The organism is Amycolatopsis sp. NPDC003861 (assembly GCF_053605405.1).
Window position 1 is genome coordinate 1 of sequence record NZ_JBSGJD010000335.1, and the last position, 8,409, is coordinate 8,409.

The 8,409-nt window shown below is 71.2% G+C and carries 4 protein-coding genes and 1 pseudogene; 2 read left to right on the forward strand and 3 right to left on the reverse strand.

The window, feature by feature from the left end:
• Both ACWEVN_RS43795 and ACWEVN_RS43800 read right to left on the reverse strand, forming a co-directional pair.
• Window positions 1-589 (reverse strand): annotated as a pseudogene (locus ACWEVN_RS43795) (GH92 family glycosyl hydrolase); the annotation flags it as partial.
• Window positions 590-668: 79 nt separating this feature from the next.
• On the reverse strand, window positions 669-1,064 hold the full coding sequence (locus ACWEVN_RS43800; protein ID WP_452055228.1) for a RidA family protein: 396 nt from the start codon (window positions 1,062-1,064) through the stop codon (window positions 669-671).
• A gap of 91 nt (window positions 1,065-1,155) precedes the next feature.
• Here ACWEVN_RS43800 and ACWEVN_RS43805 point away from each other — a divergent pair, with 91 nt between their 5' ends.
• Window positions 1,156-2,109 carry a helix-turn-helix transcriptional regulator gene (locus tag ACWEVN_RS43805; RefSeq protein ID WP_452055225.1) on the forward strand — a complete coding sequence of 318 codons (954 nt, stop codon included), beginning with the start codon at window positions 1,156-1,158 and terminating at the stop codon, window positions 2,107-2,109.
• 81 nt (window positions 2,110-2,190) lie between these two features.
• Here ACWEVN_RS43805 and ACWEVN_RS43810 read toward each other — a convergent pair whose 3' ends face one another.
• Window positions 2,191-6,516, reverse strand: a complete 4,326-nt coding sequence (locus ACWEVN_RS43810) for a GH92 family glycosyl hydrolase (RefSeq protein WP_452055226.1) — start codon at window positions 6,514-6,516, stop codon at window positions 2,191-2,193.
• 148 nt (window positions 6,517-6,664) lie between these two features.
• Here ACWEVN_RS43810 and ACWEVN_RS43815 point away from each other — a divergent pair, with 148 nt between their 5' ends.
• Window positions 6,665-8,293, forward strand: coding sequence for a tannase/feruloyl esterase family alpha/beta hydrolase (locus tag ACWEVN_RS43815; RefSeq protein ID WP_452055227.1), 1,629 nt, complete (start codon window positions 6,665-6,667; stop codon window positions 8,291-8,293).
• The last annotated feature ends 116 nt before the right edge of the window (window positions 8,294-8,409 follow it).

An 8,409-nucleotide genomic window follows, 5' to 3' on the forward strand; every position in this document is an offset into this window, starting at 1 on the left:
AGAAGTTGAACCCGTGCGGCACCGCCGTGGCCGGGAAGTTGTTGCCGCGGGAGAAGTCGCCGCTGGAGTGCGTGCCGCGGGTCGTGCGGACGCAGTCGACCGGGTCGCGCGGCGGCTCGGGGCGCTCGGCGACCCGGACGTCGTCGAGCCAGCCGGTGATCTCCCCGGGCGCGTCGGTGCGCAGCACGATCCGGGCGATCCGGCGCCCGGCGAAGGCCCCGAGCGGGCGGCGGACGAGGTTCCACTGGTCCACCCACAGCGTCTTGTCGTCCACCGGGTCGAAGCCGGCGGTGGTGCCGTCGGCGAATTCGACGTCGAGGCTGATTCGGGTGGCGTGGTAGGCGGGGATCTCGCCGTCGGCCACCGGGAAGACCACATAGGACAGCTCGGTGCGCCCGGTGACGGGTGCGTCGAGTTCGAACAGGACGGCCCGCGGCCGGTCGCCGTAGCGCAGGGCCCGCAGGCCGGTGTGGCCGACGCCGGTCTTGGCCGTGGGGGAGCGGTCCGGGCCGCCGCCGACGTGCAGGCCGGGGTCCACCGGCTGCGGGTCACCGGTTTCGAAGGAGGAGAAGAACGCGGCGTCGGACATGCGCCCACCGTAACCGCCGCCGAACGGCGCAGCGTGCTGGACACTACTGCCCGCGCCGGCGCGGGCAGTAGTGTCCGGATCAGGCGACGGCGGTGCCCTCCAGCTCGACCAGCTGGCCCGGGACCGCCAGCCGGCTCACCCCCAGCATCGTGGTGGCCGGGGCCACCCCGGCGGCACCGAGCCGCGCGGCCAGCACGCCGTAGTGCGGGAACAGCCCGTCGACGTCGGTGGTATAGACGTTGAGCCGGACCAGGTGCGCCAGGGACATGCCGGCCTCGGTGAGCACCGCCTCGAGGTTGTCCAGGCTCAGCGCGAGCTGGGCGGCGATGTCCCCCTCGTGCCGGGGCTTGCCCTCGGCGTCCAGCGCCGTCTGCCCCGAGCAGTAGAGGGTGCGGGTCTGCCCCGAGACGACCTCCCCCTGGTTGAAGCCCAGATCCAGGGACCAGGTCACCGGGTTGACCGCCGTGCGTTCCAGTGCCACTTCAGCTCCGTTCGTCGCGAGTACTGCGTGGAGCTTTCCGGGCAATCACGACATCCTGTGTCGGGTATTCGCTACGGTTCCCCGGGTGCGCGCCGACCGGCTGGTTTCCCTGGTGCTGTTGCTGCGGCAACGCGGCCGGCTGACCGCGGAGGTGCTGGCCCGCGAGCTGGAGGTGTCCACCCGCACGGTGCTGCGTGACATCGATGCGCTGTCCGCGGCGGGTGTCCCGGTGTACGCCGAACGCGGCCGCCACGGCGGGTTCGCGCTGCTACCGGGCTTCCGGACCGAACTCACCGGCCTCAACCACGACGAAGCCCTGGCCCTGCTGACCACCGGGCGGGCCTTCGGCCTCGGCCCGGCGCTGGCCTCGGCGCTGCGGAAGGTGGCCGACGCGCTGCCCCCGACCCAGGTGGCCACGGCCGGGCGGTTCCTCGTCGAACCCGAGACCGACCTGCTCTCCCGCCGTCCGGTCGTCGAGGAGGTCGACCACCCGGCGATGCTCGAAGTCCGCCGCGCGGTCCTCGGCGGACGCCGGCTGCGCGTGCACTACGCGGCCGCGAACCAGGAACCGCGGTGGCGGACGGTGGACCCGATCGGGCTGGTCACCGTCCGCGACCGCGGCTACCTGCTGGCGACGCGGGCGGGCGCGGACCGGACGTACCGGCTGTCGCGGATCCGGGCCGCCGAGTCGCTGGCCGAACCGGCCGAGCGGCCGGGCGAGGTCGACCTGGACCGGCTCTGGCGGCAACGTTGCGCCGCCTTCCTGGCCGACGGCCACCTCACGACGCTGGTCCGGGTCCGCCCGGCCCGCCGAGAAGACCTGCTGGGCACCGCGGTGGCGGTCCGCGCGGAGGAACCCGACGGTGACGGCTGGCTGCGGTTCGAAGTGAACTATCAGGACGCCTGGCACGCCGAGTGGGCGCTGTGGCAGCTGGGCGCGGACGCCGAAGCCCTCGCCCCGCAGTCCCTCCGCACGGCTTTGCGCGACCGGGCGATGGCGATCGCCGCCCGCTACACCGACACCTGCCGTCCGGAATGAGTCATCCGCACCAGCGGTGCCGGAAACGCGTGAAGGCCACCCCGATGCACTCGGAGTGGCCTTCACGCACCTACTGCTGAGTTACATCTTCGTGCACTGCCCGGCCACCGGGCCGCGCACCACGTTCGGCAGGTCGTGGTCCGTCGGTGCCGGGTTGTTCACCGCGCACGCCAGCGGGCCGCCGACCGTGCTGGAGGTCAGCACCGGCCCGTGGTTGCCCGTCAGCGCCACCGGACCGCCGATGTCGGTCAGCTCGATCGACACCGTCCCGGTCGCCCCGGTGATCGCCACCGGACCGGCCACCTTCGTGCGGTTCAGCACCACCTGAGCCGCCCCCGTCGCCGCCAGCGGGCCCTTGACCTGGCCGCCGCGGACGATCAGCGACGCGCCGCCGCTCACCGTGACCGGGCCCGACACCGTCGCGTTCTCCAGGCACACCGTCCCGCTCGAAACCGACAGCGGGCCCGACGAGGCACCCGTGATCGTCTTCGTGCACGCCGCGTCCGGCTTGCCCAGCAGCTCGAACTCGGCCAGCTGCGCCGGGGCGCCGGTGCTGGTCGCGGTCACCTCGAGCCGGTAGTAGGCGTAGTGCGCCGGGTTCGCCACCTTGAACGCGCGGGTCTGCTGCCGCCAGCTGAACGCCTGGTTCTCCTGCCGGTCGGCCACCGCCCACGTCTTGCCGTCGTAGGAGCCCTTCAGCACCCAGCTCTTCGGGTCACCCGCGCCGGTCTGGGACGTCAGCGTGTAGTTCGCGACGGCCTCGTCGGTCGAGTTCAGCTGGTACTGCACCGCACCGGTGACCGCCGCCTGGGTGCGCGAGGTGTTGTCCACCAGCGCGGCCGCGTTCGACCCGTCCGAAGTGGACAGCGTCCCCTTGCCGGGGCCGGTCTCGTCGTGCAGCGGCGCCGGCGCGGCGTCGCCCGTGGTGATCGACTTCGGCGCGTCGTTCGGGCCGGTGCCCCACGACGAGGGGTTCGGGCCCATGTCGAAGTCGATCTTGCCGCCCTTCGCGATCAGGTCGTGCGGCAGCGACGTCGAGGAGTACGCCTTGCCGTTGACCTTCACACCCTGGACGTAGACGTTCTTCGCGCTGTTCTTCGGCGCGTTGATCACCAGGTCCTTGCCGCCGGCCAGGTGGATCGTCGCCTTCTTGAACAGCGGCGACCCGATCGCGTAGTCCGGGCTGCCCATCTGCAGCGGGTAGAAGCCCAGCGCGCTGAACGTCCACCACGCCGACTGCTCGCCGTTGTCCTCGTCACCCGCGTAGCCCTGGCCGATCTCGCTGCCGGTGTAGAGCCGCGAGAGCGCCTCGCGGACCTTCGCCTGCGTCTTGGCCGGCTGGCCCGCGTAGTCGTACATGTAGAGCGTGTGGTGCGAGGCCTGGTTGGAGTGGCCGAGCTGGCCCATCCGCACGTCGCGGGCCTCCCGCATCTCGTGGATCACCCCACCGTAGGAACCCGGGAAGTTCGCGGTCTCCTGGTCGGCGAAGAACGCGTCGAGCTTCTTCGCCAGGCCCGCCTTGCCGCCGTAGAGGTTCGCCAGGCCCTGACCGTCCTGCGGCACGGAGAACGCCATGCCCCAGCCGTCGGTCTCGGTGTAGTCGATGCCCCACACCCGCGGGTCGTAGTCCTGCGGCGAGCGGCTGAACTTGCCCTGCGCGTCGCGGCCCTGGAAGAACCCGACGCTCGGGTCGAACAGGTTCACGTACTGCTGCGCGCGGCTGGTGAAGTACTCGTAGTTGGCCAGGTACTCCTGCTTGCGCGGGTCGCTCGCCGGGGCTTCGTCGTAGAGCTTCTTCGACAGGTTCGCGATGCCGTAGTCGTTGACGTAGCCCTCGATCGACCACGAGAACCCGTGGTCGGCGGTGTTGGGCGAGTAGCCGAGGAAGATGCCCTCGTCGATGCCCTTGCGGCCGACCGCGTTGTTCGGCGGGGTCACCGTCGCGTTCTTCAGCGCCGCGTCGTAGGACGCCTTGACGTCGAAGTTGCGGACGCCCTTGAGGTAGGCGTCGGCGAAGGCGACGTCGGAGCTGGTACCGGTCATCAGGTCGGCGTAACCCGGCGAGGACCACCGCGAGATCCAGCCGCCGTCGCGGTACTGCTGCACGAACCCGTCGACCATCTTCCCGGCCATGTCCGGCGTGAGCAGCGAATACGCCGGCCAGGTCGTGCGGTAGGTGTCCCAGAACCCGTTGTTGACGTAGGTCTGGCCGTCGACGATCTTCGCGCCGGTCTGCGTCGGGGTGTCCGCGCCCGCCTTCGGCGAGACGAAGCTCGCGTACTGGTACTTCGGCTTCTCCGGAGTGCCGGTGTTCTCGAACGCCGAGTTCGGGTAGAGGAACAGCCGGTACAGGTTCGAGTACAGCGTCGTGAGCTGGTCCTTCGACGCGCCCTCGACCTCGATCACCTTCAGCTGGTCGTCCCACAGGCGCTGCGCGGCGTCGCGGACGGAGTCGAAGGTCGCGTTCGGGGCGATCTCCTGCGCCAGGTTCTTCTTCGCCTGGTCCACGCTGATCAGCGACGTCGCGATCCGCATGGTCACCGTCTTGTCGGCGCCGGCGGCGAACCGCAGGTACCCGGTGACGTTGTCGCGGCCCTGGCCGGTGATCTTCCCGCCCGCGGTGACCGGCTTGTCGAATGTGGCGTAGACGAACATCCGCCCCGCCCCGGCCGACAGGCCGCTCTTGACGTCGGTGTAGCCCGACAGCGTGCCGTTCGCGGTGTCGAGGGTCAGCCCGCCCTGGTTCTTGTAGTTGTCGAAGATCAGGCTCGAGTCGCTGCCCGGGAAGGAGAACCGGAACACCGCCGCGTGGTCGGTGGGGGCGATCTCGGTCTTGATCCCGTTCTCGAACTGCACCCCGTAGTAATGCGCGCGAGCGGTCTCGTTGTCGTGCTTGAACGGCAGCGCCCGCGCGTCGCGGTTGGCGTCCGGGACACCGGCGGCCGCGGACGGCATCACCTGGAAGGTCTGCCGGTCGCCCATCCACGGGCTCGGCTCGTGGCTGACAGCGAAGGCCTGCAGCTCCGGCAGGTTCTGCTCGTTGTTCTGGCTGTGGTAGTTGTACATCCACCGCACGTCGCCGTTGTCGGCGTTGGCGTCGGTGACCGGGGTCCAGAAGTTGAACCCGTGCGGCACCGCGGTGGCGGGGAAGTTGTTGCCGCGGGAGAAGCTGCCGTTGGCCATCGTGCCGCGCGTGGTGAGCACGTTGTCACTCGGGCGGGTGCTGGCCGGCGGGGTCGGCGTCGCGGAGATCTTGACGTCGTCGAGCCAGCCCTGCAGCGAGCCGGGGCCGTCGGGGTTGTCGAAGCCGACCAGGATCCGGTCGATCGTCTTGCCCTTGGCCACCGTGCCGATCGCCGAACGGACCAGGTTCCACTGGTTGGTGTAGAGGACCTTGCTCTTGCCCTGGCCCTCCGGGGTCAGCGGGAACCCGTACTGGTCGGTCGCGCCCAGGTCGCGCAGGCGGGTGCCGTCGGTGAAGACCAGGTCGATCGCGACGTTCGTGCTCTGGTACTTGAGGTCGCCGGTGATGAACTGCGGCTGCACCTTGTAGGACAGTTCGGTCGAGGGCACGACGGGGACGTCGACGTCGAAGACCTTGTTGTAGGAGAAGCCGTGGGCCTCGGTCTGGCTGCCGGAGTAGCGGAACGCCTTGAGCCCGGTGAAGCCGACCCGGTTCTTGTTCGTGTACCCGCTGGTCGGGCCCGCGTCGGTGAAGGTGCGCATGTTCGGCAGCGGCGGCGGGGCCGGCTCGTCGTTGGCCAGCAGCAGCTCCGACAGCTGCAGGATCGGGCCGCCGTTGTTGCGGGTGATGTCCAGCCGGAAGTACTTGTACGCCGGGGTCGGCGCGGCGAGCTTGTAGTCCTTCTGCTGGAACCGTTCGGTGAAGGCCTGATCGGCCTGCTTGTCGAGGTCGGTCCAGCTCGAAGCGTCGTTCGAGCCCTGGAGGGTCCAGTCCTTCGGGTCGCGCTCGGCGAAGTCGTTGGCCGAGGAGATCGCGTAGTGCGTGATCGACGTCGGCTCCGACAGCGTGATCTGCGCCGAGGCCGTCGGGTCCCAGGACAGCCACTTCGTGTCGGTGGTGCCGTCGACCAGGTTGGCGACGACCTCGCCGCCGCCGGTGTTCTCGCTGGTGGCGCTGGTTTCGGTCACCTTGCCGCGGATGTCGCCGGGGATCGCGGTGCCGTTCGCGCCGTTGATCCCGGACGCGCGCGGCTTGCCCGCCGCGTCGGTGTCGACGGTGTCGGTCCACGTCGGCTGGACGTCACCGGGCTCGAAGGAGGACGAGAAGTCGGCGGGGAGGGCGTCTTCGGCGGCGGACGAGGCCGCGGGGAGGGCGACCAGGCCGGCGGCGACCGCGGCGGCGGTCACCAGGAAAGCGACCGGCGGTCTGGCGCTTCGGGGCATCGTTGCTCCAAGCTCGGAGGGCGGATTCAGCAGCGCCGCGCAGGCGGGGACCGGCGGCGCCAACGAAGGGAAACGCGCGGGTGACATCGATGTCAAGACCGCTCGCCAAACCTGACCGGAATCAGACAACGCGGAAAACGGGGGCCCGATGAGAACGTTCCGGATCTTCACCGCGATCGCCACCTTGGCGCTCGCCACCACCACATTCACCCCGGCCACCGCCACCGCGGCGACCGCTTCGGCCGTCCGGCCGGTGACCTCCTGCGCCGGCCTGGTCCGCGGCTTCGCCCTTCCGGGCGCGCCCACCCACGTCACCTCGGCGGCCGTCGTCGCGGCCACCGCGACCGACCCCGAATACTGCGGCGTCCAGGGGTACGTCGAACCCGCCGTCCGGTTCGAGCTGCGCCTGCCCACCACCTACGCCGGGCGCTACCTGCAGTACGGCTGCGGCGGCTTCTGTGGCGTGGTCAACCCGCCCGCCTTCGCCGACTGCGGCCTGCCCCACGGCGGCGACGTCGCGGTCGCGGCCACCGACGACGGCCACGTCGGCACCACGCCCGCCATCGTCGACGACGGCCGCTGGGGCGCCAACGACCAGGCCGCGCGCAACGACTTCGAGTTCCGCGCACCCCACGTCGTCTCCCGCGCCTCGAAAGCGATCATCCAGGCCTTCTACGGCGCCCCGCCGCGCAAGTCCTACTTCAGCGGCTGCTCCGACGGCGGCCGCGAAGGCCTCCTGCTCGCCCAGCGCTACCCGGCCGACTTCGACGGCATCGACGCCGGCGCCCCCGCGAACTACTGGGGCCCGCTGCTCGGGGTGTACCAGACCTGGCTCGCCCGGGTGAACAGCGCCGCCGACGGCAGCCCGATCCTCACCGCCGCCAAGCTGCCCGCCCTGCACAACGCCGTCCTGGCCGCCTGCGACCGCCTCGACGGGCTCGCCGACGGCCAGCTCGACGACCCCCGCACCTGCCGCTTCGACCCGGCCACACTGACCTGCGCCGGCGCCGACACGCCGTCCTGCCTCACCCCGGCCCAGGCCGGAGTCGTCCGCAAGCTGTACTCGCCGCCCGTCGACGAGCGCGGCACACTGCTCTACCCCGGCGGCCAGCTGCCCGGATCCGAGCTGTCGTGGGCCGGGTGGATCATCGCCACCCCCGAGACCGGCGGCTTCTCCTTCGCCCGCAACCTCGCCGACAACTACCTGCGCTACCTCGGCTACCCGATCGGCGCACCGGCGTCGACCGTCGACACCTTCGCCTTCACCCGCCGCGAATTCGACCGGCTCACCCCGGTCGGGGTCCGCTACGACGCCCTGAGCCTCGACCTCTCGGTGTTCCAGCGGCGCGGCGGCAAGCTGCTGCTCTGGCACGGCTGGAACGACGAAGCCATCCCGCCCGCCGGCACCCTCGACTACTACCAGCGGCTCACCCACGGCCGCCCGCAGGACTGGGCGCGGCTGTTCATGGTCCCGTCGCTCTACCACTGCGGCGGCGGCACCACGCTCACCGAGTTCGACCCGCTCGAGCAGCTGGTCGCCTGGGTCGAACGCGGCACGACGCCCACGGTGGTCACCGCGACCGGCCGCGACGCCGCCGGCACGGTGACCCGGACCCGCCCGGTGTTCGCCTACCCGCAACGCGCGGTCTACGACGGCACCGGCAGCATCGACGACGCCGCCAACTTCCGGCCCGCACCGCCGGCCGCGCCGGTCCGGGACGTCGTCCACTGGGCCGGGGAGAAGCTGTACGCCATCCCGGGGCCGGTCGCGCCGTAAAACCGGCCTCGCGGGTTCGCGGGGGGTGGCGAGGGTCGACACCCAAACAACGACCGGACCCCCCCACCCCGGACTAGCCCGCGCCGCCCACCCCCCAAGCGGGCCCACCCCCGCGG

Bases quoted from the DNA above. Each gene is read 5' to 3' on its own strand.
- ACWEVN_RS43810 (WP_452055226.1), bottom strand. From the start codon at position 6,516: ATGCCCCGAAGCGCCAGACCGCCGGTCGCTTTCCTGGTGACCGCCGCC.
- ACWEVN_RS43815 (WP_452055227.1), top strand. From the start codon at position 6,665: ATGAGAACGTTCCGGATCTTCACCGCGATCGCCACCTTGGCGCTCGCC.